This is a genomic window from Paractinoplanes lichenicola (genome assembly GCF_016785085.1).
In the GTDB taxonomy this organism is placed as follows: Bacteria; Actinomycetota; Actinomycetes; order Mycobacteriales; family Micromonosporaceae; genus Actinoplanes; species Actinoplanes lichenicola.
Map to the genome: position 1 here is coordinate 397,683 of NZ_JAENHO010000001.1, position 22,846 is coordinate 420,528.

18 protein-coding genes and 1 pseudogene are annotated in these 22,846 nt (G+C 72.6%); 13 read left to right on the forward strand and 6 right to left on the reverse strand.

Annotated features, from left to right (window positions below):
• Positions 1-97 precede the first annotated feature (97 nt).
• Genes JKJ07_RS01840 through JKJ07_RS01850 form a run of 3 tightly spaced genes read left to right on the forward strand, consistent with a single transcriptional unit; the run spans position 98 to position 3,992 of the window.
• Positions 98-2,116 (forward strand): serine/threonine-protein kinase, encoded by a 2,019-nt coding sequence (locus JKJ07_RS01840; RefSeq protein ID WP_202989383.1) that lies wholly within the window; start codon positions 98-100, stop codon positions 2,114-2,116.
• 22 nt (positions 2,117-2,138) lie between these two features.
• Positions 2,139-2,576: a hypothetical protein gene (locus JKJ07_RS01845; protein ID WP_202989384.1), complete on the forward strand. Its 438-nt coding sequence runs from the start codon at positions 2,139-2,141 to the stop codon at positions 2,574-2,576.
• A 45-nt stretch (positions 2,577-2,621) separates the two neighbouring features.
• Complete coding sequence (locus tag JKJ07_RS01850; RefSeq protein WP_202989385.1) at positions 2,622-3,992, forward strand: UTP--glucose-1-phosphate uridylyltransferase; 1,371 nt, start codon at positions 2,622-2,624, stop codon at positions 3,990-3,992.
• On the opposite strand, the gene JKJ07_RS50960 is transcribed toward JKJ07_RS01850, so the two are convergent.
• Positions 3,979-4,776: a CPBP family intramembrane glutamic endopeptidase gene (locus tag JKJ07_RS50960; protein WP_268919044.1), complete on the reverse strand. Its 798-nt coding sequence runs from the start codon at positions 4,774-4,776 to the stop codon at positions 3,979-3,981. The two genes, JKJ07_RS01850 and JKJ07_RS50960, sit on opposite strands and share 14 nt — an antisense overlap.
• A gap of 134 nt (positions 4,777-4,910) precedes the next feature.
• Here JKJ07_RS50960 and JKJ07_RS01860 point away from each other — a divergent pair, with 134 nt between their 5' ends.
• Positions 4,911-5,831, forward strand: coding sequence for a sensor histidine kinase (locus JKJ07_RS01860; protein ID WP_202989386.1), 921 nt, complete (start codon positions 4,911-4,913; stop codon positions 5,829-5,831).
• Complete coding sequence (locus JKJ07_RS01865; RefSeq protein WP_202989387.1) at positions 5,822-6,475, forward strand: response regulator; 654 nt, start codon at positions 5,822-5,824, stop codon at positions 6,473-6,475. Before JKJ07_RS01860 ends, JKJ07_RS01865 begins: the two co-directional genes overlap by 10 nt.
• Here JKJ07_RS01865 and JKJ07_RS01870 read toward each other — a convergent pair.
• Positions 6,469-6,786: a hypothetical protein gene (locus JKJ07_RS01870; RefSeq protein ID WP_202989388.1), complete on the reverse strand. Its 318-nt coding sequence runs from the start codon at positions 6,784-6,786 to the stop codon at positions 6,469-6,471. The genes JKJ07_RS01865 and JKJ07_RS01870 overlap by 7 nt on opposite strands.
• A gap of 107 nt (positions 6,787-6,893) precedes the next feature.
• Between JKJ07_RS01870 and JKJ07_RS01875 the strand changes: the two genes are divergently transcribed.
• From JKJ07_RS01875 to JKJ07_RS01895, 5 genes are all read left to right on the forward strand, one after another.
• Positions 6,894-8,075, forward strand: coding sequence for an MFS transporter (locus tag JKJ07_RS01875; RefSeq protein ID WP_202989389.1), 1,182 nt, complete (start codon positions 6,894-6,896; stop codon positions 8,073-8,075).
• A complete protein-coding gene (locus JKJ07_RS51555; protein WP_202989390.1) occupies positions 8,065-8,730 on the forward strand; it encodes a FadR/GntR family transcriptional regulator in 666 nt (221 codons plus the stop codon). The genes JKJ07_RS01875 and JKJ07_RS51555 overlap by 11 nt, the downstream gene beginning before the upstream one ends.
• Positions 8,731-8,824: 94 nt before the next feature.
• A complete protein-coding gene (locus JKJ07_RS01885) occupies positions 8,825-9,046 on the forward strand; it encodes a hypothetical protein (protein WP_202989391.1) in 222 nt (73 codons plus the stop codon).
• Between the two features lie 170 nt (positions 9,047-9,216).
• Positions 9,217-9,795, forward strand: a complete 579-nt coding sequence (locus tag JKJ07_RS01890) for a DUF4190 domain-containing protein (protein WP_202989392.1) — start codon at positions 9,217-9,219, stop codon at positions 9,793-9,795.
• A 316-nt stretch (positions 9,796-10,111) separates the two neighbouring features.
• Positions 10,112-11,122, forward strand: coding sequence for a TolB family protein (locus JKJ07_RS01895; protein ID WP_202989393.1), 1,011 nt, complete (start codon positions 10,112-10,114; stop codon positions 11,120-11,122).
• A gap of 384 nt (positions 11,123-11,506) precedes the next feature.
• Here the strand turns inward: JKJ07_RS01895 and JKJ07_RS49490 are convergent.
• Positions 11,507-11,659: pseudogene (locus JKJ07_RS49490) on the reverse strand (helix-turn-helix domain-containing protein); the annotation flags it as partial.
• A gap of 41 nt (positions 11,660-11,700) precedes the next feature.
• Between JKJ07_RS49490 and JKJ07_RS01905 the strand changes: the two are divergent.
• Positions 11,701-12,627 carry a DMT family transporter gene (locus JKJ07_RS01905; protein WP_202989394.1) on the forward strand — a complete coding sequence of 309 codons (927 nt, stop codon included), beginning with the start codon at positions 11,701-11,703 and terminating at the stop codon, positions 12,625-12,627.
• Here JKJ07_RS01905 and JKJ07_RS01910 read toward each other — a convergent pair.
• Positions 12,617-13,411 (reverse strand): ThuA domain-containing protein, encoded by a 795-nt coding sequence (locus JKJ07_RS01910; protein WP_202989395.1) that lies wholly within the window; start codon positions 13,409-13,411, stop codon positions 12,617-12,619. The genes JKJ07_RS01905 and JKJ07_RS01910 overlap by 11 nt on opposite strands.
• Positions 13,412-13,551: 140 nt before the next feature.
• Here JKJ07_RS01910 and JKJ07_RS01915 point away from each other — a divergent pair, with 140 nt between their 5' ends.
• Both JKJ07_RS01915 and JKJ07_RS01920 read left to right on the forward strand, forming a co-directional pair.
• Positions 13,552-14,946, forward strand: a complete 1,395-nt coding sequence (locus JKJ07_RS01915; RefSeq protein ID WP_202989396.1) for a lipase/acyltransferase domain-containing protein — start codon at positions 13,552-13,554, stop codon at positions 14,944-14,946.
• On the forward strand, positions 14,943-19,844 hold the full coding sequence (locus tag JKJ07_RS01920; protein WP_202989397.1) for a P-loop NTPase family protein: 4,902 nt from the start codon (positions 14,943-14,945) through the stop codon (positions 19,842-19,844). The genes JKJ07_RS01915 and JKJ07_RS01920 overlap by 4 nt, the downstream gene beginning before the upstream one ends.
• A 10-nt stretch (positions 19,845-19,854) precedes the next feature.
• Here the strand turns inward: JKJ07_RS01920 and JKJ07_RS01925 are convergent, their stop codons facing one another.
• A complete protein-coding gene (locus tag JKJ07_RS01925) occupies positions 19,855-20,538 on the reverse strand; it encodes an HAD family hydrolase (protein WP_202989398.1) in 684 nt (227 codons plus the stop codon).
• 34 nt (positions 20,539-20,572) lie between these two features.
• Positions 20,573-22,825, reverse strand: coding sequence for an endopeptidase La (lon, locus tag JKJ07_RS01930; protein ID WP_236028320.1), 2,253 nt, complete (start codon positions 22,823-22,825; stop codon positions 20,573-20,575).
• Positions 22,826-22,846: the final 21 nt, after the last annotated feature.

The following is a 22,846-nucleotide window of genomic DNA, read 5'->3' on the forward strand; positions in this document are numbered from 1 at the left end:
GTAGAGGACGACCATAGTTGTGCCAATCGGCCCGGAACTTCAAAACTTGAAGATTCCGCGGGCGGCCGGCATCGAGGAACGTTGTATCGTCCTGCGCGTGACTGATCCCCTCCTTCCGGGCGATCCGGCCGAACTGGGCGGCTACCGGCTGCTCGGGCGGCTCGGCCAGGGCGGGATGGGCGCGGTCTATCTCGGCGAGCGCGCGGACGGCCGGCTGGTCGCGGTCAAGATGATCCGGCCCGAGCTGGCGCCCGACACCGAGTTCCGCGCCCGGTTCCGCAGCGAGGTCAACCGGGCCCGCCAGGTGCCGCCGTTCTGCACGGCCGAGGTGCTCGACGCCGACCCCGATCACCCCACGCCCTACCTGGTGGTCGAATACGTGGACGGGCCGAGCCTGAGCGAGGTGATCGCCCGCGGCCCGCTGAGCGGGGGCAGCCTGCACAGCGTGGCCGTCGGGGTGGCCACGGCGCTGGCCGCGATCCACGGCGCGGCGGTGATCCACCGCGACCTCAAGCCGAGCAACGTGCTGCTGCCGCCGGGCACGCCCAAGGTCATCGACTTCGGCATCGCCCGCGCGTTCGAGGCGACCAGCAAGCACACCCGTACGGATCAGATGGTGGGCACGGTCGCCTACATGGCGCCCGAGAGCATCGACAACGAGCACTTCGGTGAGGTCGGGCCGGCCGCCGACGTGTTCGCGTGGGGCGCGGTCGTCACGTACGCCGCCACCGGGCGCACCCCGTTCCGGGCCGACTCCCCCACCGCCACCGCGGCCCGCATCCTGACGCAGCCGCCCGACCTGACCGGGGTGCCCGAGCCCCTGAAGAGCGTGGTCGCCCGCGCCTTGGCCAAGAACCCGGCCGAGCGGCCCACCGCGCCGGAGCTGCTGCAGCTGCTGCTCGACCTGGACACCAGCGACAAGACGGAGCTGATCCGCCCCGAGGTGCTCAAGGCGGCCGCGGCCGCGCGGAGGAAGCGACGTCGTAGGCTGCCGCGCCGGGCCCTCGTGGCCGGCGCGGCCGCGCTGGTGCTGGCCGCGGCCGGTCTCTACATCGCCGACGCGCCGGACGGGACGTCGCGGGCCGCGACCCCCGAGCCGGCGGTGAGCGCGCCGGCCTGGCAGCGCAACGAGGGCGGCCCGGCCCTGGTCGACGGCCTGGACCGGCCCGGCCAGTGGCAGGAGTCGCTCTACGAAGCCGAGGGCCGCTGCGTCTTCGACAACGAGCGCTTCGAGGCCAGCACCGGGATGGCCTCGATCTTCGCCTGTCCCGGGCCGGCCGACTCGTTCGCGAAGGACCAGGCCGTCCGGGTCGGCGCGGCGATCCTCACCTCGGGCTCGTGCGCGGAGATCTGGTTCCGCAAGTCCGGGACGAACGCCGCGCTCGTGTCGCTCTGCGAGTCCGAGGTTCGGCTGGGGATCGACACCAAGGACGGCGTCATCGGCGAGGAGCAGGCCGACGTGCCCGAGGCCGAGCTGGGAGACGTACGGCAGGTGGAGATCGTCGTGCGCGGCAGCCAGGCGACCGTCTCGGTGGACGGCGCGGCCCGGTTGACCAAGCAGTTCGGCAAGGCCCTGCCGTCCGCGGGCCGGGTGACGTTCGGCGCCCTCGACGACATCATCGGCGGCGACGCCCGGGCCGCGTTCACCGGGGCTTCGGTGGTGTCGATCGCTTCCCCCTCCCCGTCGGCCACGTCGACCGGGCCCAGGCCTCGCTTCGCCGACCTCACCCGGGGCAGCGTCCGGTCGGTGGTCAAGCTGCACTCGTACGACGTCAAGAACGCCTCAGCAGTCGTGGAGCCGATGCTCTTCATGACCGGCGAGGCGTACTGCCGCACGTTCAAGGTCCCGCCTACGGACGGCCGGTGCATTCACGAGGCGTACGTCACCGAGGACAGCCGCACCAAGGCCGCCGTGCCGATCGCCCCCAACGCCGAATACTTCACGTGGGAGGCTGCTGACGGCCAACCCACATTCGAGGCGCCCGAGGAGGGCGGCACCGTCCCGATGAGCGCGAAGCAGTTCGCCGAGTGGGCCGCGGCCAACAAGCAGGCCATGGTCGCGGTGAACACCCAGGACGGCGTGATCACCCGGATGGCCGTCGTCTACACGCCCTGAGCGGGACGATAGGTTTCTCCCCATGAGTTCCCTCGAAGACGTGGGCGAGCGCGACGGCTGGCGCTGCTGGGTGTGCGACGAGCCGGTCGACGCAGGCAAGTCGGTCAACGACCCGCGCGGGCCCAGCGTCGACGCCCGTACGGCCGACCGCAAGGCCAAGATCGCGGAGCGGCTCGCGCACCGGGCCTGCAACACCCGCAAGGGCGCGGTCAAGGTCGTCATCGCCTGGCCCGACCGGCTCAACGTCATCGAGCCGGCCCCGCTGATCACCGTGGCCGAGCGGCTCGAGCGCAAGGGCGGGCGCGAGCTGGTCGCCCGCTGCCCGCGCCGGCAGGACGCGCAGGAGGCGGCGGACTGGCTGGTCGACCGGTTCTCCCGGCTGACGCCCGGCCTGCCGGTGACCGCGACCGTCGATGCGGGCGGCGGCCAGTTCCTCGTGGCCCTCGCCGCCCGGCGTTGACGTAGAGTAACAATCCTCACGTAACCGGCGAAAAAGGGAAACGACGTGGACCCACGGGGTTATGTCCAGGCGACGCTGGCCAAGGCCGAGCAGGGCGGGGCGCACCCGGCCGAGCTGGCCACGCTGCGCCGGCGCCTCGAGCAGCTCGACGAGCCGCAAGCCGGCGTGCTTCCGGGCAGCGAGCTGGAGCCGCTGCGCGACGTGGCCGAGCTCGAGCAGCTGCCCGAGCCGCCGGCCGAGCGGGCCCGCGAGCTCCTCGACCAGCTGGTGGTGGTCAAGCTCAACGGCGGGCTCGGCACCAGCATGGGCCTGACCGGGCCGAAGTCGCTGCTCGAGGTCAAGCCGGACACGAGCTTCCTCGACGTCGTGGCCCAGCAGGTGCTGGCCGTCCGGCGGCGCTACGGCGTACGGCTGCCGCTGTTGCTGATGAATTCGGCCGCCACCCGCGGGCCGTCGCTGGCCGTGCTCGACCGCTACGACGAGCTGCGCGAGCAGGACACCCCGCGCGACTTCCTGCAGGGCCGCGAGCCCAAGCTGCGCGCCGACGACCGCCGGCCGGTGGAGTGGCCGGCCGACCCCGAGCTGGAGTGGTGCCCGCCCGGCCACGGCGACCTCTACACCGCGCTGGCCGCCTCGGGCACCCTCGACCGGCTGCTCGACGCCGGCCTGCGCTGGTGCTTCGTGTCGAACTCGGACAACCTCGGGGCCACCGTCGACGTCCGGGTCGCGGCCTGGGTCGCGGCCAACGAGATCCCGTTCGCGATGGAGGCCGTCCGCGGCACCCCCGCCGATCGCAAGGGCGGGCATCTGGCTCGGCACGACGGCCGGGTCGTGGTGCGCGAGACCGCCCAGGTGCCCGAGGGCGACGACTCGTTCGGCGACGTCGAGCGCTGGCGCTACTACAACACCAACAACCTGTGGATCGACCTGCGCGCGCTGCACGACCTGCAGGCGGCCGACCCGGCGGCGCCGGCGCTCCCGCTCATCGTCAACCGCAAGACCGTCGACCCCAAAGACCCTTCCAGTACGCCGGTGATCCAGCTCGAGACGGCGATGGGCGCGGCGATCGGGTCGATCCCCGGGGCGCAGCCCGTGCTGGTGCCGCGCACCCGGTTCGCCCCCGTCAAGACCACCGACGACCTGCTCGTGGTGCGCTCGGACGCGTACGAGCTGACCGGGGACGGCCGGATGGTCCCGACGTACGACGGGCCCGGCCCGGTCGTGACGCTCGACCCGAAGCACTACCGCCTGATGCCCGAGTTCGAGAAGCGGTTCCCGGCCGGCCCGCCGTCGCTGCGCGGGGCCACCCGCCTGCGGGTCGACGGCGACGTCACCTTCGGCGCCAACGTGGTCGTGACCGGCGAGGCCGCGGTGACCGGCCCGCGGCACATCGAGGACGGCGTCACACTGCCGTAGTCACCTTTTCTCTCAGGAGCGGGCCGGCCGCGAGGCCGGCCAGCACCACGACGATCAGGAGCTGCTGCGTCTCGACGCCGAAGCCACCCGACAGCAGGGCGGTGCTCAGCGGGACCAGCACGACGTTGTTGCCCGCGTGGGCCAGGCAGGCCGGCCAGACGCTGCCGCTGCGGGCGCGCAACCAGGCGAGCAGCACCTCCTGGCAGACGATCCACAATGTCCAGCCGGCCAGCCCGTACGCCAGGTGCCGGTATTCGGAGTAGCCGAGGAACGCCAGCGGGAAGTGCCACACCGCGGCGATCAGCCCGGCGACGATCGCGGCCCGGCGGGGCCGGCCGGGGCAGACCCGCACCAGCAAATAGCCGGTCCAGCCGAACTCCTCGCCCCAGAACGCGAATGTCGCGACCGCCGCCAGCGCTAGGAGCAGCAACACGAAGGGGACTCCCGGCAGCGCCGCCGGGTCCCAATGGCCGGCGGCCACCCCCACCACCGCCACCGCCGCCGCCACGCCCAGGGGGCCCAGCCAGGCCAGCAGATAGACCCGCCAGGCGGCGCGGAACCGGGGGCGGGACCCGGCGTCGGCGAAACCCTCGCGGGTGACCCAGCGCCGCACCACCAGCGCCGCCACCGCCGGGGCGACCCCGGCCGGCGCCTGCACCAGCGGGTTGACCAGGGACCAGCCGAACCCCAGGTGGGCCACCACCTCCCAGCCCCAGGCGATGCCGAACGCGAGCGCCAGGAAGGCGAGCAAGCCGCGGCGGCGGGTATCGATCACTTTTGTCATGCCGTCCATGCCACCAACGCGGGCGCCCGGCGTCATGACGGCGGGCCACCAGTCGCGGGGTGGGGCCAGCCCTACCTCCGTACGGGGGTCAGCATGCTGTCGCCCGGCGCCGCCGAGCCCCTACCGTCCGGAGGATGTTCGCCCGACGCGGCCCCGCCGTGCTCTACGCCGTCCTGCTGGTGACCGTGCTGCCGCTGGCCTACGGCGCCGTCGGCCTGCTGCTGGCGATGCTGGCCTTCGTGCTCGCCGCGCCCCTGCTCGTGCATCTCAGCGGCCCGATCGCGGTCGGCTTCGGCACCCTCCACACGGTTCCCCAGGCCGCCGGGTGGGCGCTGGTCGCGCTGCTGCTGGCCCCGGCCGCCCCGATGGTGGTGCGGGCGCTGGCCGGCAGTCACACCGCGCTGGTGCGCCGGCTCGTCACCGGGCGGCCCGAGTTCCTCGCCGTGACCCGGTCGCGCACCCGGCTGATCGACGCGTTCGACGCCGAGCGCCGCCGCATCGAACGCGACCTGCACGACGGCGCCCAGCAGCGGCTGATCGGCATCACTCTGCAGCTCGGCATCGCCCGCAGCGACCTGCCGCCGGACGCGCCGGGCGCCGCCGCCGTGGCCCGCGCCCACGACCAGGCCCGCGCGCTCTCGGTCGAGCTGCGCGAGCTCGTGCACGGCATCCACCCGCACGTGCTGACCGATCTGGGGCTGCCGGCCGCGCTGCGCGACCTGGGCGACCGGTCGCCGGTGCCGGTCGAGGTCGACGCCGCTGTCGCGGAGCGCCTGCCCGAGCGGGTCGAGGCGACCGTCTACTTCGTAGTCGCCGAGGCCCTCACGAACGTCGCCCGGCACGCCGCGGCCACCGCCGCGCGGGTGACGGCCCGGCTCGACCACGGCACGGTGACGGTCGAGGTGCGCGACGACGGCCGCGGCGGGGCCGACCCGGGCCGGGGCAGCGGGCTGACCGGACTGGCCGACCGGGTCGACGCCACCGGCGGCCGGCTCACGCTGGACAGCCCGCCCGGCGGCCCGACCGTGCTGCGGGCGGTGCTGCCATGCCGGTGAGGACGGTCCTGGCCGAGGACGAGCTGCTGCTCAGCGCGGGACTGGCCGAGCTGCTGGCCCGGTTCGGGTTCGCCGTGTGCGCGACCGTCGGCGACGCCGCCGGGCTGGTCGCCGCGGTCGCCGAGCACCGGCCCGGCCTGGTGGTGACCGACGTGCGGATGCCGCCGGGCTTCCGCGACGAGGGGCTGCGCGCCGCGATCACGCTGCGGGCGGACCACCCGGAGCTGGCGGTAGTGGTGCTCAGCCAGTACGTCGAGCCCGGCCTGGCCGCACGGCTGCTCGACTCGGGCTCCGGGCGCGGCGTGGGTTACCTGCTCAAGGAGCGGGTGGCCGACCTCGGCGAGTTCGAGGCGGCCCTGCGTACGGTGGCGGCGGGCGGCACGGTCGTCGACCCGGAGGTCGTCCGCCGGTTGCTGCGCCGCCGCCGCGACCCGATCGGCCGGCTGACCCCGCGCGAGCGGGAGGTGCTGGCGCTGGTCGCCGACGGCCACTCGAACACCGCGATCGCCCTGCGGCTGCACATCTCCGACACCGTGGTCGGCAAGCACATCGGCAGCGTCCTGGCCAAACTCGACCTGCCGCCCACCGACGACGTGCACCGCCGGGTGATGGCCGTCCTCACCTACCTGCGGGCGGATCAGTAGCCGGCGTTGTAGCGCTCGACGCCCCGGGCGGCCGAGATCGGGCCCACGACGAGGAAGACGATCCAGGTCACCGGGTAAGTGAACCAGCCGATGACGATGAAGGTGAGCATGAAGTTGATCCAGAAGAGGACCCAGAAGCTGACCATGAGCGCGATGCCGGTGCCGATCCGGCCGGCGTAGAGGTTGCCGACGCCGAAGATCCCGAAGATGCCCAGGACGATCTCGAGGGCGACGGCCGTGCCGGACGAGCGCTGCGGGCGGGCCGGCACGGGGTTGTACCCGTACGGCGCTGGTTGGTAGGGATGTGTCACCGCTTCATCCTGGCCCGGGGACATTCCGGAACCGGTCACCCGGTCAGCCGGATCACATCGCCTCTCGGCCCTGGATTCATCCCATCATCCCATGATTTGATGGCTGGGTGACCACGACCGTTCAAGCCCCGCCCCGGCTGCATCGCGGCATCCTGCTCGCCGTCGCGCTGACCGCCCTCAACCTGCGCACCGCGGTGACCGGTTTCAGCGTGCTGACCGGTGAGGCCGGCGCCGACCTGCGCTTCGGGCCGGTGGTCACGGGCGCCATCGGCACGATCGTGACGGCCTGCTTCGCCGTGGCCGCGTTCGCCGCCCCGCCCGTGGCCCGCCGGCTCGGCCTGGAACGGGCGGCGGCGCTGGCGGTCACCGCCACCACCGTCGGCATCCTGCTGCGGGCCGTCGCCTGGTCGCCGGCGGTGCTGATCGTCGCCACCGTGATCGCGTTCGCCGGGGTGGGCGCGTGCAACGTCATCCTCATCCCGATCGTGAAGCAGCACTTCCCGGAGCGGCTGCACACGGTCAGCACCATGTACATGGTGTTGCTGCAGGTCGGGCAGCTGGCGGCGCCGCTGATCGCCGTGCCGCTGACCCACGCGTACGGGTGGCGGGTGGCCGCGGGCGGCTGGGCCGTGGTGACCGCGGTGGCGGCCGTGCTCTGGTTCGCCGTGGTTCCCCGCTCCGCTCCGGTTTCCGCACCCCCGGCGGCCGCGCCCGTCGATCGGCGCGACCCGCTCGTGCTCGGCCTGATCGGGCTGATGGCGATGACCACCCTGCACGTCTACACGCTGGTCACCTGGTTCCCGGCCATGCTGGAGGACGCCGGGCTGAGCACGACGGCAAGCGCGCTGCTGCTGTCCTGGTTCGCCGGGCTCGGCCTGATCGCCGCCTTCGTGGTGCCCCCGCTGACGACGCGCCTGCGCAGCCCGTACCCGATCGTCGTGGTCTGCGTGGCCCTGATGGCCGTGGGCTATGCGGGCATGCTCGCCGCCCCGGCCGCGGGCGCGTTCGTCTGGGCCACCGCCTTCGGCCTCGGGGTGAGCACCTTCCCGCTCTGCCTGACCCTGATCGGCGCCCGGGCAGCCGACCCGCAGAGCGCCTCCCGGCTCTCCGGCCTGGTGCAGGGCGTCGGCTACGGCATCGGCTGCGTGGGCCCGCTCGCCCTGGGCGCGATCCACCAGGCCACCGGCGGCTGGACCGGCACCTACTGGCTGCTCGCGGCCACGCTGCTGATCACGCTCGGCGCCGGCTGGGCCGCGTGCCGTCCGGTTAGGCTGCAGCGTGCCCATTGATCGCGCCGGCCTCGGCACCCAGGTCACGGAGCTCTTCCGCGCCCAGATCACCGACGGCGCCTGGCCGGTCGGCAGCAAGATCCCGACCGAGCCCGAGCTGGTCGAGTGGAGCGGCGCCGGCCGCAACACGGTCCGCGAGGCGATCGGCTCGCTGGTGCAGGCGGGCATCCTGCGGCGCGAGCAGGGCCGCGGCACCTTCGTGGTGTCCACCTCGGAGCTGCGCTCGTCGGTCACCCGGCAGGCCGCCGTCACATCCCGGCGCGACAGCCTGGAGTTGCGGCTGGCCCTCGACGCCGCCTCGGCCCGGATCGCCGCCACCCGCCGCACCCCGGCCGACACCGATCGCCTGCGCACGCTGCTCGCCGAGCGCACGGCCGCCTGGGCCGCGGGCGACCTGCACGAGCGGGTGCGCGCCGACTCCGCCCTGCACCGCGCGGTGGTCGCCGCCACCCACAACCCGCTGCTCCAAGACGTCTACGAGGGACTGCTCGGCGTCTTCGAGGAAGTCCAACTGCACGACGTGGCCGGCGACACCGACGACCTGGCCCAGCTCCATGCCGACCTGGTCGAGGCCATCACCACCGGCGACCCCGACCGCGCCGCCACCGTCATGTCGACCCTGCTCCAACCCATGATCAACCAAGCCTCGTCGTGACGAGCCGGACAACCTCGGCCGATCATCCAAACCCGGCCACCGATCATCCGACGGGACCTTCCCCCTCCCGCCGAGTAGCCGCACAGTGACGGACATGCAACCCGCACAGCCGGCTATCACCGTTTTCGCCGACACCCCCAGCCCGGCGCCGAAGACGCGGCGGCGGCCCGCCCGGCACCTCCTCGCGATCCTCGCCGGCCTGCTTGTCGGCCTCCTGGTCGGCGTGCTCGGCGAGATCGTCTCCGCCGGGCCCGCAGGCGGACACGACACGGATCAGCTCAACCGTTCATCTACAGTGAGTCACCGATCATTCTGATCCTCGCCCGCCCAATCGCTCAGCGTGGCCGCGTGCTCCACCCTGTGATGACCAACATGTCGAGCAGGGAATTACCGATGAGCTACCAACCCCCGCAGCCGCACGAACCGACAACGCCTGTCCCTTACAGCCCTGAGCCCTACCCGCCAGCCAGGCCCGGGCCGCCGGCTTTGCCCGGCCCGCCGGAGGGGTACGCACCGCCGGCCGGGTACAACTCGCGGGACGGATACACCCAGCCCATCGGGTACGGCCAACCGGACGGGTACGCGGCGCCGACCGGATACGGCCCGCCGGGCGGGTACGCGCAGCCGACCGGATACAGCCCGCCGAGCGGGTACGCGCAGCCGGACGGTTACCTGCCGGCGGCCACGTCCGGCTCGCCGGCCGGTTACGCACAGCCGAGCGGCTATGGGCAACCGGCCGGGTACGGTCAGCCGGCCACCTACGCGCAACCGGTCGGATACGTGCAGCCGATCCTGGTCCCCGCGCGACCGACGTCCGGTATGGCAGTCGCGAGCATGGTCCTCGGGATCATCGGCGTCCTCGGCGGCTGGTGCGCCTTCGCCGTCCCCTGCTTCCTCGCGATTCTCTTCGGGCACATCGGCCTGTCCCAGACGAGGGACGGCACCAGCGGCGGGCGCGGGATGGCGGTCACCGGTCTGGTGCTCGGCTATGTGGCGGTCGCTCCGGCGATCATCCTGTTCTTCATGTTCGTGGCCGGCGGCCTCGGCGCGGCGGCGACGCCGTAGAGCCGTCTCACCGAAGTCGTCGGCCGCCGCGGCACCTCCTCGTGATCCTCGTCGGCGCGCTCGGCGAGATTGTGTCGGCCGGGCCGGCCGGCGGCTAGGCACGAAGCGGCTCAGAGCCAGGCGCCGGGCCTGATGGAGGCGCTTCTGGCCGCCTTCCAGACCGGCCGGAGGTCGACGGCCGGGTGCCGGCCCGCGGGCGCCTCGCGGGGACGGATGAACGCTGAGCCAACAGTGCCGGATCATCCGATACGCCGGAGCGGCGGGGCGCGAGGACGCTGAGCAATGGCCCGCCCGCCCAGCCGAACGGAGACCTCCGATGACGATGATCCGCAGCTCACGCGTCTTGGTCACGGCCGTGGTGCTGGGCCTGTTGACGGTCGGCACACCCGCGCGGGCCACGCCGCCGGGGGCGAACGGCCGGATCGCCTACAAGGGTTATCTCGACGCCGCCCGGACCACCGGGGCGATCTTCACGGTCCGGCCCGGCGGGGATGGCGTACGCCAGCTCACCCGGCCCGGCCCCGGCGTCGTCGACGACCAGCCCGACTGGTCGCCCGACGGTTCCCTGGTCGCGTTCCGGCGGTGCGCGCCCGACGAGGCGTGCGCGATCTTCACCGTACGGTCCGACGGGTCGGGGGTGCGCCGGCTCAGCCCGCCGTGCGTCCCGGGCCGGCCCTGTGCGGACGAGTCGGAGGTCGCGTTCCTGCCCGACGGCCGCCGGGTCGTCTTCACCCGGTCCAGCGGCGCGGTGCGCGAGTTCCCCGACGGCAGCAACTGGATCGAGAACTCCGACATCGTGATCCGCGACCTCACCGGCGGCAACGCCCGGGTCGTCCTGCGCACGGCCCCCTTCTCGAGTGACAACGTCGAGGTGGTGGCCTCCCCCGACGGCCGGCGCATCGCTTTCCAGCGGGCGAATTCACCGCTGGCCGAGCCCGCCGGGGGCATCGCCGTGTTCGTGATCGGCGCCGACGGCCGGCACCTGCGACGGGTGACACCGTGGTCGTTGCAGGCGGGCGATCACCCCGACTGGTCCCCCGACGGCCGCTGGCTCCTGTTCCGCTCGCACGTCGACCGCGATTTCCTCGACTCCCAGCTCTACGTCGTCCGCCCCGACGGCCGCGACCTGCGTCAGGTCACCCACGTCAGCCCGGACACGATGCTGCTGTCCAGCTCGTTCTCCCCCGACGGCCGGAGCATCGTCTACGCCCGCACCGGCGCCGCCGGCCAGCCCGACATCTTCACGGCCAGCGCCGACGGCACCCACGTACGGCAGGTCACCCGCACCCCGCTCTGGGAGAGCGCCCCCGACTGGGGTCCCCGCTAGCGGCTCAGAGCAGGGTCTCGGCCAGGCGCCGGGCCTGGTGCAGGCGCTTCCGGTCGCCCTCCAGGCCGGCCGGGGCCATCGCACCCGCCAGCAGGAACGACAGGCACTCGGCCGGCGCGCGGGACCAGGCGGGGTCGTCGGGCCAGATGATCGGCGAGCAGGGCGGCGGACCGTGGCGCGCCCCGGGTCGCCGACCGGCAGTTCGGCGGCGGCGTTGAGCAGCCCGCAGCCACGGAAGCCGTGTTCGTAGGCGAGGGCGGCATGGTCGGCGTAGGCGTCGAAGATCGCGAGCACCCCGGCCCGGGCGTCCTCGGAGGAGCCCAGGCGGCGGCGGTAGAGCTCGAGCCACTCCTCGTGCCGGGCCTCCAGGTAGGCCTGCACGAGCTCGGCCTTCGAGGAGAAGTTGTTGTAGAGGCTCATCTTGGCCACCCCGGCCTCGGCGGTGATCGCGTCGATGCCGGTGGCGGCGACCCCGCGGTCGTAGAAGAGCCGGGCCGCGGCCGAGAGCAGCCATTCGCGGGCGGTGATGCGGCCCATTCGAGGCTGCCTTGAAGCCTCAGCTTGCTTAGGCTCCGGGCATGGCGGTCATCTCTTCCCCGGTCCGGGCCCGGTCGAGCGGGCTCGGGCTCGCGCAGGTGTGCGCGGCCGGCGTGCTGTGGGGCACGGGCGGGCTGGCGGTGACGGTCCTGCACGAGCGCGACGGCCTGGGCGCCATGACCGTGAGCGCGTGGCGGATGCTGCTGGCCGCCGTCGCGCTGATCGGCTTCGCCGCGCTGACCCGGCGTACGGGAACCGCTCTTGACCTGCTGCGCCGGCGCCCCGGACTGACCGTGGCCGTGGGCTGCGGCACCGCGGCCTATCAGGGGCTCTATTTCGTGTCGGTGCTGCTCGTCGGGGTCAGCGTGGCGACCGTGGTCTCGCTGGGGCTGGCCCCGATCCTGGCCGCCGTCTGGGAGCACGTCCGGGCCGGCACCCGGCCCGCCCCGCGCCAGGTCGTCGTGCTGCTGGCCGCACTCGCCGGCCTCGTGCTGATCAGCGCCACCGCCGGTCACGGCACAGGCGGCGGCGACTCCCCCTATCTGGGCCTGACCCTCGCCGTGGCGGCCGGCATCACGTACGCGGCCACCACCGTGCTCGGCCACTCGCTGGCCCGGCAGACCGACCCGATCACGCTGACCACCTGCACCACCACGGCCGGCGCGCTCGCCCTCGCGCCGTTCCTGCTGATCGCCGCGATCGGCCGGGAGCCGGTGCTCGGCACGAGTCTGCCGTCACTGGCCCTGCTGGCCTATCTGGGCCTGGCCACCATGGCCCTCGCCTACGGCCTGCTCTACGCCGGGCTGCGCACCACCAGCGGCTCCGCGGCCACGATCGCCACCCTGCTCGAGCCGGTGGCGGCCGCCCTGCTCGCCGCCACCCTGCTGCACGAGCGCCTGCCCTGGCCCGCCATCGCCGGCGGGGTGTTGATCCTGGCCGCGGTCGCCGCGCTGAGACCTAGCAGTTGAACCGGGCCACGCCGGCCGCCATCCGGATGCCGCCGAGAAGGTGGGCCAGCAGCAGCCGGTCGGAGAAGTATTCGGCCTTGTGCCCCATCGCCGTGTAAAAAGCGCGACCCCCGTCGTACGGGTGGCACCACGTGATCGGGTGGTGCGGGCCCATGCCGGGTGACCCCTCGGGCTCGCTGTAGCCGCGTGGGTCGTACGTGCGCTCGTCGACCTCGGCCAGAACCCGTACGGTGCCTCGGGGGTTGGTGCGGAAGTTGTACCACTCCTCCTCGCGCACCCAGCGGCGGGGCAGCGGCTTGGTGGCGGCCGTGTCGTGGCCGAGGACCTTCACGGTGGCCGTCTGGAACTGCGGGTTGACGCCGCCCGGGTGGTCGCGGAAGTAGGCCCCGACCAGGCCGCCGTACCAGGCCCAGTCGTATTCGGTGTCCGAGGCGGCGTGGATGCCCGCGTAGCCGCCGCCGGCCCGGATGTACCGCTCGAACGCGCCCTGTTGGGCGTCGTCGAGCACGTCGCCGGTGGTGCTCAGCCAGATCACCACGTCGTACCGGGCCAGATTTTTGTCGGTGAAGGCCGCGGCGTCCTCGGTCGCGTCGACCCGGAAGTGGTTGCGCGCGCCGAGCTGTTTGATCGCGGCCACCCCGGCCGGGATCGAGTCGTGCCGGAAGGCCGCGGTCTTCGAGAAGACCAGGGCACTGAATCGTGGATGTCCGGATGCCGCGGCCGGGCCGGTCGGAACGCTCAGCCCCGCCAACACCAGGATCGCGGCCAACAAAAGACGTCTCATAACCCCTCCTCAGATCGAAGGGTATGACTTTCTGCGGGCGACGAGGAAGGGCCGGCAAGTCGTTGATCCGACTCGGCGACACTCCCCCTTAGGGCGAAGGTCTATTGCGGAGCCCCGGGCGCCGCGTGACGCTGTCGGTCATGAACGCTGAGCCGACGGTGATCCGCGACGTCGTCGTCGTGATCCCGGGAATCATGGGCAGCGCGCTCGTCGACGCCGAGAAGCGTCCGGTGTGGTCGCTGGGCGCCGGTTCGCTCGTCAACGCGATCCGGACTCTCGGCCGATCGGTGCGATCGCTGGAACTGCCCGAGGGTGTCGGCGACGACCATCCGGGTGACGGCATCGAGGCGGTCGGCCTCATGCCCGGTCTGCACGTGATCCCGGGGTTGTGGAGCCCGGTCGCCGGCTACGCGGGGCTCCTGAACTTCCTCCGCGGCCGCCGCTTCCACCTGATCGAGGCGGACCGGCCGGGCCGCATCCCGAATCTGATCACCTTCCCGTACGACTGGCGCCTCTCCAACCGCTACAACGCCCGGCTCCTGGCCAGGGTGGCCGGCGACGCGCTGGCCCGATGGCGGGAGCAGCCGGGGATGGCGGACGCGAAGCTGGTCATCGTCGCCCACTCCATGGGTGGCCTCGTCGCCCGCTGGTTCCTGGAGCACGAGCAGGGGGCCGCGCTGACCCGCAGCCTCATCACGATCGGCACCCCGCATCGCGGCTCGGTGAAGTCGCTGGACACGCTGGCCAACGGGATCCAGCCCGGGGTGGGCCCGCTCCGGCTGCGGCTGACCCCGATGGCCCGGAGCATGCCGTCGATGTATCAGCTGCTCCCCACGTACGCCTGCATACGGGCGGCGGACGGCGGACGGGTCGCGCTCGGGCCGGGCGCGACGGCGGGCCTCGCCGGCGAGATGCTGGCCGACGCGGCCGCGTTCCACGCGAAGCTCGACACCGTCACGCCGGAGACGTATGTGCTGCACAAGGTCGTCGGGATCCGGCAGCCCACGCTCACGACAGCGCGGCTCACCGGCGACCGGCTCGTGGCCGCGCTCGACATCGACGGTCAGCTGCAGGCCGGCGACGGCACCGTGCCGCGGCTGGCCGCCGAGCCGGAGCCGGGCCGCGGCACGGAGGTGCACGAGGTGGCCGAACAGCACGGCGAGCTGCAGAACTCCCGCTCGGCCCTCGACCTGCTGGACGGCATCGTCACCCGGGAGGACATCATCTGGCAGGGCGCGGATCCGGAGGCGTTCGGGGTGGCCATGCCGGAGGTGTGGGCGCCCGGCGTCCCGCCCGAGCTGACGGTTCCGGACCTCGGCGACCGGCGCCTGCTGGTCAGCGTCCTGGACGAGCAGGGCCGGCCGGTGGGCCCGCCGCACAAGGTACGGCCGGACGGCCGGGCGGTTCTCGATCCGCTGCCCGAGGGCGGGTACAAGGCGGTCGTGAGCAGCCCGGTCGCCGGCGGCCCGCCCGCGGTGACCCGCTCGTTCCTGGTGTGGGACCCGGATCCGGCGCTCGTGGAGCCGCCCCGATGACCGGCCCGCTCGCGGTGGCGGTGGCCAACGGCGACTACGCGACGCTGGCCAAGCTCGTCCGGGCCGTTCCGGACGCCACGAGCCTGATCGGCCTGCTCGAGGACCAGCACGGGTTCGGCGGCGTGGTCCTGGCCGACATGCGCCGGGGCGCGCTGCTCGACGAGATCGACTCGGTCCTGCCGAAGCGGGCGATGCCGGGGGCCACGCTCATCCTGCTGTGGACCGGTCACGGCGAGATCGGACCCGACGGCCGGCTGAAGCTGCTGGTCCGCACCACCGACACCGCCGACGACGAGATCGCCACCGCCGGGAAGCTGGGCGAGTGGGCCACGCGTACCGGGGCCAGACAGGTGCTGGTCGTCGTCGACACCTGCTATTCCGGCGGCGGGGTCGTCGACGCGGTCGCCATGGCCGACGCGGTGCTGGCGGGCCGGGCCGACACTGAGTGGGCCTGGTTCGGCGTGGTGGCGGCCTCGCGTGGCGACGAGCCGGCCCGCAGCGGGGCGCTGGCCCGCGACCTGACCCGTCTGCTCACCCACGGCCCCACCAGTGACGAGCTGCGGATCCGCTGGAACGCCTACCGCGAGCAGATCCGCGGCGACGACCTGATCGACGCGCTGCTGAAGGATTGGTCCGAACCGAGGCACTCCCCGCAGCCGGCGGCAATCGGCAACGCGTGGCCGATGTTCCGCAACCCGCTGCACCGGCCCCGGGCCACTCACGTCGTGGTCGAGCACCTGCTGCAGGCAGCCCGGTCGAGCTCGACGACCGACAACTTCTTCACCGGCCGGGAGCGGATCCTGACCCGGGTCGTGGCGTGGCTGTGCCGGGGCACGCCGGGCCTGTACGTCGTGACGGGGCCGCCGGGCTCGGGCAAGTCCGCGATCCTCGGCCGGATCGTCAGTCTCTCGGTGCCCGACGAGCGGAACCGTCTCGGCCCGCTCGCCGCCGAGCTCGACCCGGGCGAGCACAGCGTGGACGCCCACCTGCACGCCCGGGGGCTCGACGTGAAGTCGGCGGTCGAGACCCTTGTCCGGCAGCTGGGCCTGCCGCCCGAGGCGGGCGTCTACGACCTGCTCGCGTTGGCCGCGCGGCGCCGCGCGGACGGCGAGCCGCTGACGGTGGCGATCGACGGCCTCGACGAAGCCGGCGATCTCGAGTGCCGCAACATCGCCGTCCAGGTCGTCGAGCCCTTGGCCCGCGAGGCCCTGGTGCTGATCGGCTCGCGCGAGATCTCGGGCGGGGTCGGCGAGCCCGGGTTGCTCGCGCTGCTGGGCGCGCCCGCGGAGACCGTCAACCTCGGCCAGTGGGTCGAGGAGACGATGCACGACGTGCGGCGCTACGTGGTGCGCCGCCTGCACGAGATCTCGGCGTCGATGGACCCGGCCCAGGTGGCCGACGAGATCCTCCGGACGGCGCGGGCCGCGGACCCCGCCCGCGAGGGCCCGTTCCTGCTGGCCCGGCTGATCACCTCGCAGCTGCGGGCGGTGCCGGTCGACACGTCCGGCCGGGACTGGCAGACCCAGCTGGCCGGCAGCGTGGAGGCCGCGCTGGAGGCCGACCTCGAGCGCACCGTCCTCACGGTCAACGGGCGCGAGCACCCGACCGCGGCCCGCGAGTTGCTCCGCGCCCTCTGCTGCGCCCACGGCAACGGCCTGCCGGCGGACGACGTGTGGCCCGCCATCGTCACCGCGCTCTCCCCGACCGGCGTCCGCTACACCCGCGACGACGTCTACGCCCTGCTGCTCGCGCTCGGCCGCCACATCGTGGTGGGTACGACCCGCGGCCAGGCGGTCTACCGGGTGGCCCACCAGCGCCTGATCGACCACCTGCTGCCCACGCTGGGCAAAGGGGTCGGCCGGGCGCTGCCGCCGACGATGGCCTGGCCAGTGGCCGAGGCGGTCGCCGGCCTGTACCAGCAACTGCTCGACGAGGGCCAGGAGCCCGATCGCCATGCCTACTTGTGGCTGTACGCGTGGCGGCATCTGGCCGACGCCGACCTCCCCGGGCTCGCGCTGCTCCGGACGTTCGTCGACCGGGACCGCGACGCCTTCCTGCCCGACCTGTCGATGGCGATCGACCTCGTCGCCAATCGGTCGTTCCTGGCCTCGCGGAGCGATGCGGTCTCCCTCCATGAGGAGTCCGTGCAGCTGCATCGTGACCTCGGCGATCGGATCGACCTCGCCGCGTCTCTGTTCGAGCTGGCAACCGTCCGCGCCGTGGCCGGCGACACCGAGGGCGCCGAGGATGCGGCCGCCGAGGCCTCGGAGCTGGCCCGGCAGGCACACGACGATCCGGCCGGGCGGCGGGTGCTGGCCGGCAGCCTGTCCGCGCTGGCCCTGGCCCAGCTCCGCAGCGGGCACCCAGCCGCTGCGGAGCGCTCCGTGGTCGAGGCGATCACCCTGATCGAGACGCCCGACTCGGATCGGCCGGAACATGTGAACGTGGCGGCGCTCTCGAACGCCTGCGTCATCCTCGCCATGGCGGCGATGCTTCAGGGTGATCTCGACCAGGCTGACGAGGTCAGTCGTCGGGCCGTCGATGTACTCGACAAGCTAGCCGAGTCCAACGAACTTGTGGAGTCCGGCCGCTACGACTTTCTGCTGCTCGATGCGCTAGTAGTACGGGCCCGTCTGGAACTCGTGCGGATACTCGACACACCGGCTGACGGCGCATCGACCACGCCCGGCTCCACCGCGGCCGAACGGATCGCGAAGTACTACCGCCGTAACGGACCTACTGGCAGCATCGCCGACATCGTCATAGCCGAGGGCATGCGGATGCTCGCCCTGGGGATCTGGTTCGCGACGACCTATCGAGGCGCCCGCCCTGGCCCGTTCTCGACCTCCGAACTGCTCGACAGTGCGATCGGACTGGTAATGCCGTTCGCGGAGGGCAGCCTGGACGCTGCCGTCGTCCTCGCCGGCTGCCTGACACAGCGGGTCCGGCTGGCCACGTCTCCGAACCTGGCCAGGGCGCTCGAGGACCTCGAACTGGCCGAGCGTCATCTGCGGCGCTTCGAGGTGTCAAACCCGTTGGTGGCTCTGCAGCTCGGTGACACGATGAACGAGCAGGTCAAAACCGGTCTGTCCGCCGGAGTGGCAGATCTGCCGACCCTGATCGAGCGTCAGACGGAAGCGGCCAAGATGCTCAACCTCAACCTGACCGTCGCCCGGGTGCCGCGCATCATCGCGCTGGAGAGCCTCGCCCAGCTTCACAACATGGCGGGTCAGCCGGACGAGTCCGTCGCCGTCCGCGAACTCGCAACTGCAACCCGTCGCGAGATGCTCGACGGATCTGAGCAGGCCACCATAGGGCTGGCGGCAACCCTGTCGGACGTGGCCGCGGTCATTTCGGCGACCCGCCCGCTTGAGGCGATCACGTATATAGCGGAGGCCCTCGATCTCCTCGAGCCGTTCCGGAACGCGAGCCCGACAGTCATCTCGCTCCGTGGCCTCCTCGAACTCAACCGGTCCATTGCCCAGGTGGGAATCGACTTGCTCGCCGATGCGCGCGGCTCAGTGGAGCGTGCTCTTGAGCTGCTCGACACCGACGATCTTCCGATCATGCCCGCCATCCGGGCGCTGGCGCTCGCGCACGCGGCCAGCCTAGATCTCAAAGACCATCACGCCGAGCTGGCTCTCCGTCGTATCCGACGAGCCGTCGAAGTATTCGACGACCCGATGGTGGAGCCGGACAGCCCGTCCCGGATTCCCCTCATGCGGATCATCCTCGGGCAAGCGCTGCGCGAGACCGGTAGCGAAGCCGAAGGGCTGGAGCAGTTGAACGCGGGCATCAACGCGCTCCGGGATCAGCTGTCCGACAACGATCTGAGCGTGATGCTCCTGGCCATCGGGCTCAATACCGCCGGCGCCGCGGTCTGGGACAAGGTTCTCGCGGACCTTGGCGACCAGCCCGTCGTGGCCGCGATGCTGCTCGCGCGCCGGATTCGTCCCCCAGCCGAGGCCGCGTTGACGGTTCGGGACGTCCGGGCCGCGCTGACGGCCACCGACAGTGACCCGACGGCCAGGCGCGGGGTGCACTACCTGGCCCGGCAGCAACGCGCTCGCGATCCGAAAAGCTTCGAGACCGCCTGGACGGCGACCGGGGACAAGATTCCGGAGTGGATCCGAATCGACCCGGCTCTGCACCACTTGGTGGTCGCCTGGTGGAACCAACCGACGTGGGCGCAATCGCGGACCTATCTTCTGGAAAAGCCGGAGTTGCTGGCCCCGGCCACCGACATGCTGCTCGAAGAACTGCGGAGCGTCGGCTTGGACGACGACACGGTCGACCTGCACCTGGAACTGCGGGCCGACGCGGCCGCGCGAGGCGTCGAGGCCGCGTACGCGCCGCTCCTCTCCGCGGCCCTCGTCGACGAGTGGATGAGCGCTGACGACTCGGAGGCCTTCCTGGCCGAGCACTACGACGAGCTGCTCGGCCCCGGCGTGGCGGCGGCCGTCGCCGGGCGCGCTGCCGCCGGGGATCCCGGCTCGAAGGCCGCGGAAGCCGTCCTGGTCCTCACTCGCCGGGCGGACCAGTCCGTCGCCTTCCGGGTGCTGGAGGACGCCGAGTACGGCGTGACGCTGCTTCAGCCCGCCTGGCGGTCCGTCGACGTCGAACGGCTGGCCGCCATCGCCACCCTGTGCCTGCACACCAGCTCGGCCGCCGACCCTAACGGCAGGCTCGCCACGGTGGCGCTGGCCATCTCCCGGGCGATCCTGGGCGACCCGGACGAGGCGGCCGAGCTCGTCTCGTCGGCGCTGGCCGAGGTCACCGACGCCGACGAGCGGGGCCGGCTGATCGCCGCGGTCTCCGACGCACTGGCCTTCCAGCCGGAGAGTCAGGACAGCCTGTTCCGGCTGCTCCAGGCGACGCGGCCGGCCGCTGACCAGTAACCGGCGCCGGTCAGCCCGCCGCGTGGACCGGGCGGCCGAGCAGGGCGGGCAGGTCGGCCATGTTCGTGAAGATGTGGGTCGCCCCCGCGTCGAGCAGCGCCTTGGGCGGGTGGTGGGCCGGGCTGTCCGGCGGGCAGAAACCGAAGACGGTCGCGCCCGCGGCCACGCCGGCCGTCACCCCCGGCACCGTGTCCTCGACGACCGCCGCCCGTACGGGGTCGATGCCGAGATGCGCGGCGGCGGCCAGATAGACGTCGGGGGCGGGCTTGCTGTGCGGTTGATCCATGCCGCTGAACATCTTGCCCGCGAAGACCTCGTCCAGGCCGACCTTGCGCAGCTGCAGCTGGACCTTGCCCAGGTCGGCCCCGCTGGCGCAGGCGATCCGGCCGTCCATCAGCGTGTCGACCGCGTGCACCGCGGCCACCGCCCCGGGGATGGGCTGCAGCGACGCCGCCAGGGCCTCGTTGCGGCGGCGACGGAACTCGCCCAGCCACTCGTCGGTGACCTCGAACCCGGTGTGCGCGGTGATGATGGCGGTCTCGTCGCTCAGCGCCCGCCCGACGAACAGCGCGAAGCTGTCCTCCGCGCTGATCGCCCAGCCCAGTTCGTGCAGCATCGACCGGAGCACCCCGTTGGTGATGCTTTCCGAGTCGACCAGGACACCGTCACAGTCGAACAACACACCGTCGAACATGCGGCGACCCTACCTGGGCTGGGCGATCCGGCGACTAGGCCGCCGCGACGAGACCGGACGACACCGGCTCGAGGGCCGTCTTGAGGATCTCCCGTACGTCGGAGACCACGTGCACGGTCAGCGCCTTGAGCACGTCCTCCGGCACCTCGTCGAGGTCGGGCTCGTTGCGCTTGGGCAGGAAGACCTCGGTCAGCCCGGCCCGCTGCGCGGCGAGCAGCTTCTGCTTCACGCCGCCGATGGGCAGCACCCGCCCGGTCAGCGACACCTCGCCGGTCATCCCGACCTCGGCCCGCACGTTCCGCCCGACCAGCAGCGAGACCAGCGCCGTGGTCATCGTGACGCCGGCCGATGGCCCGTCCTTGGGCACAGCGCCCGCGGGCACGTGCAGGTGGATCGGGTGGTCGAGCTGCTCGGGCGAGATGCCCAGCTCCTCGGAGTGGGCCCGCACGTAGGAGAGGGCGATCTGCGCCGACTCCTTCATCACGTCGCCCAGCTGGCCGGTGACCGACAGGCCGCCCTTGTCGCCGGGCAGCAGCGACGCCTCGATGAAGAGCACGTCACCGCCCATTCCCGTGACGGCCAGACCCGTGGCGACCCCGGCCACCGCCGTACGCTCGGACGACTCGGGCGTGAAGCGCGGGCGCCCGATCAGGCCCTTGAGGTCGGCGGCGTCGACGGTGACGGGCAGGTCGCCCAGCGCGGCCTTGCGGAACGTCTTGGCCAGCAGCCGCTCGAACGACCGTACGCCGGCCTCCCGGGTGTAGTTGGCGGCGATCTCGCGCAGGGCCTCCTCGGTGACGGTCACCTCACCCGGCTCCAGCGCCGCCCGTGAAAGCTGCCGGGGCACGAGGAAGTCGCGGGCGATGGCCACCTTGTCGCTCTCGGTGTAGCCGTCGATCGAGATGAGCTCCATCCGGTCGAACAGCGCCTGCGGGATCGTGTCGAGCACGTTCGCGGTCGCGATGAACAGCACGTCGGACAGGTCGAGGTCCAGGTCGAGGTAGTGGTCGCGGAACGTGTGGTTCTGCGCCGGGTCGAGCACCTCGAGCAGGGCCGCGGCCGGGTCGCCGCGGTAGTCGCTGCCGACCTTGTCGACCTCGTCGAGCAGCACGACCGGGTTCATCGAGCCCGACTCACGGATCGCGCGCACGATGCGGCCGGGCAGAGCGCCCACATACGTACGGCGGTGGCCGCGGATCTCGGCCTCGTCGCGGACGCCGCCCAGGGCGACCCGGACGAACTTGCGGTCCAGGGTGCGGGCGACCGACTCGCCGAGCGAGGTCTTGCCGACCCCGGGCGGCCCGGCCAGCAGGATCACGGCACCGGACCCGCGCCCGCCGATCTTTTCCAAGTGACGGGACTCGCGCCGGGCCCGTACGCCCAGATATTCGACGATGCGGTCCTTGACCTCGTCCAGGCCGTGGTGGTCGGCGTCGAGCACCGCCCGGGCCGCGGCCAGGTCGGTGGTGTCGGTGGTGCGCACGCCCCAGGGCAGGTCGAGCACGGTGTCGAGCCAGGTGCGGATCCAGCCCGCCTCCGGGTTCTGGTCGCCCGCGCGTTCGAGCTTGCCCACTTCGCGCAGCGCGGCCTCCCGTACGGGGTCGGGCAGGTCGGCCGCCTCGACGCGGGCGCGATAATCGTCGTTGCCCTCGGCCTCGTCCTCGCCGAGCTCCTTGCGGATGGCCTTGAGCTGCTCGCGCAGCAGGTATTCGCGGTTGCGCTTCTCGACCGACTCGCGCACGTCGTGCTCGATCTTGTCGCTGACCTCGGACTCGGCCAGGAAGTCGCGGGTCCACTCGATCAGCCGCTCGAGCCGGGCCTCCACGTCGGGCGTCTCCAGCAGCTCGCGCTTGCGGTCGTTGGTCAGGTAGGGCGCCCAGCCGGCGGTGTCGGCCAGGTCGCCGGGGTCGTCGATGGCGCTGACCGAGTCGATGACCTGCCACGCCTCGCGGCGCTGGAGGACGGAGACGACCAGCTTCTTGTATTCGGCGGCGAGCTCGCGGGCGTGCTCGGTCGGCGCGACGGCCGCGACCGGCTCGGCCTCGACCCACAACGCCGCGCCGGGGCCGGTGACGCCGCTGCCGATGCGGGCGCGTTCCCCCGTACGCAGCACGGCCGCGGGGGTGCCGCCACGGGACTTGCCGACCTGCTTGACGCTCGCCACGACGCCGTGGGACGCGTAGCGGTCCTCGAGCCGCGGGGCGATGAGCAGTTCGGACCCGGCCGAGGTGCGGGCCGCGTCGACGGCCGCCTGGGCCGCCTCGTCCAGCTCGACCGGCACGACCATGCCCGGCAGCAGAACGATGTC